This window comes from Enhygromyxa salina (genome assembly GCF_002994615.1).
GTDB lineage: Bacteria > Myxococcota_A > Polyangia > Nannocystales > Nannocystaceae > Plesiocystis > Plesiocystis salina_A.
This window is the reverse complement of the sequence record NZ_PVNK01000193.1, coordinates 1-1,903: the sequence shown is the minus strand read 5'-3', so window position 1 is coordinate 1,903 and position 1,903 is coordinate 1. Positions and strand designations below refer to the sequence as shown.

Sequence of the window (1,903 nt, the reverse complement as noted above, 5' to 3'; positions counted from 1 at the left end):
CCGCGAGGTCTTGCTGCCCGCCGGCGGCCGCTCGCTCCTCGATCAGATCGACGAGAAGTCGCACAAGCACGCCTTCGCCGTCAGCACCGACCTCAAGTTTGGCGTCCAGCAGGCGATCGAGCTGATCGGCAACGAGGCCGTCCACTACAAGCGCACCGTCGCCAAGGAGAAGCTCTTCGACCGCCCCGAGCTCGCCGCCGAGCTCGCGCGCGAGTGCGTCACCTACCTCTACCGGCTGCTGTTCTTGTTCTACGTCGAGGCCCGCGGCGGCGACATGGGCATCGTGCCGATGAAGGCCGACGCCTACCGCCTCGGCCTCAGCGTCGAGTCGCTCCGCGACCTCGAGCTCGTCCCGCTGACCACCGAGCACGCCCGCAACGGCTTTTTCATCCACCACAGCCTCCACAAGCTGTTCGAGCTCGTCCACCTCGGCTGGCCGGTCAAGCGCCAGCGCGACATCAAGGCCCAGTTCGCCGACGCCGTGGATCTGACCGTCGTCCCCCAGCGCAGCCCCCTGTTCGACCGCGCCCGGACCCCGATCCTGAGCTCGGTCAAGCTGCGCAACTTCGTGCTCCAAGAGGTCATCGCCCTGCTCTCGCTGTCGAGGCCCGGCGCCGGCCGGGCTCGGGGCCAGCGCGGCCGGATCAGCTACGCCCAGCTCGGCATCAACCAGCTCGGCGCGGTCTACGAGGGCCTGCTCTCCTACACCGGCTTTTTCACCCAAGAAGACACCTTTGAGGTCCAAAACCCCAAGGACAAGAAGGACGAGGACGCGCGGGTGTTCTACGTCGGGCGCAGCTCGATCGATGACTACGAGGACGACGAGCTACGCAGGACCGAGACCGGCCAGAAGATCGTTTACCCCAAGGGCAGCTTCTTGTTTCGCCTCGCCGGCCGCGACCGGGAAAAGAGCGCCTCGTACTACACGCCCGAGGTCCTGACCAAGTGCCTGACCAAGTACACCCTCGAGGAGCGCCTCGGCCAGCCCGGCAGCGCCGGCGCCCTGACGGCCGCCGAGATCCTCGAGCTCACGGTCTGCGAGCCTGCGATGGGCTCGGGCGCGTTCTTGAACGAGGCCGTCAGCCAGCTCGCCCACGCCTACCTCGAGCGCAGGCAGGCCGAGCGCGACGAGCTGATCCCGGCCGAGGACTACCAGCGCGAGTGGCTGCGGGTGAAGTATCACTTCGTGGTCAACAACTGCTACGGCGTCGATCTCAACCCCCTCGCCGCCGAGCTCGGCAAGGTCTCGCTGTGGCTCGGCGTGCTCCAGCCCGGCGTCGAGGCGCCCTATCTCGACCAGCGGGTCAAGGTTGGCAACAGCCTGATCGGCGCGCGGCGGGCCGTGTATGCCCCCGCCGATCTGATGCGCAAGCCGAACAAGAAGACCGGCGAGCTCAACTGGCTGGGCAAGGCCCCGACCCGCGTCCCGCCCGGGCAGCCGCGGCCCGAGGGCCACGTCTATCACTTCCTCGTCCCCGACGCCGCCATGGCTGCGTACGAGAAGGACAAGGTGGTCAAGAAGCTGTGGAAGGGGGAGATCGCCAAGCTCAAGGCCTGGCGCAAGCAGGCGAGCAAGCCCTTCACGAAGGCCGAGGTCGCGCGGCTCCAGGAGCTCAGCCGCAAGATTGATGTGCTCTGGGACCTGCACGCGCAGCAGCGCGCGAGCGTGCTCGAGCGGGTCCGGCAGCCGATCGAGGTCTGGGGCGGGCCGGAGGTCGGGACCGGGCTGGAGGCGCGGTGGAAGACGATCGAGGAGTGTGAGCTGGTCGGGCGGGAGATCGAGCGGGAGGGTAGCGCGACCCGACGGGTGCGGGCGGTGATGGATTATTGGTGCGAGCTGTGGTCGTGGCCGCTGGATGACGTGGGCGGGCTGCCGAGTCGGGGGGACTGGGCGGCGAAGGTC

At 68.2% G+C, this 1,903-nt stretch carries 1 pseudogene; it reads left to right on the top strand.

The annotated features are described in order from the left end of the window. A pseudogene (locus ENSA5_RS38035) lies at positions 1-1,903 on the top strand (hypothetical protein); the annotation flags it as partial.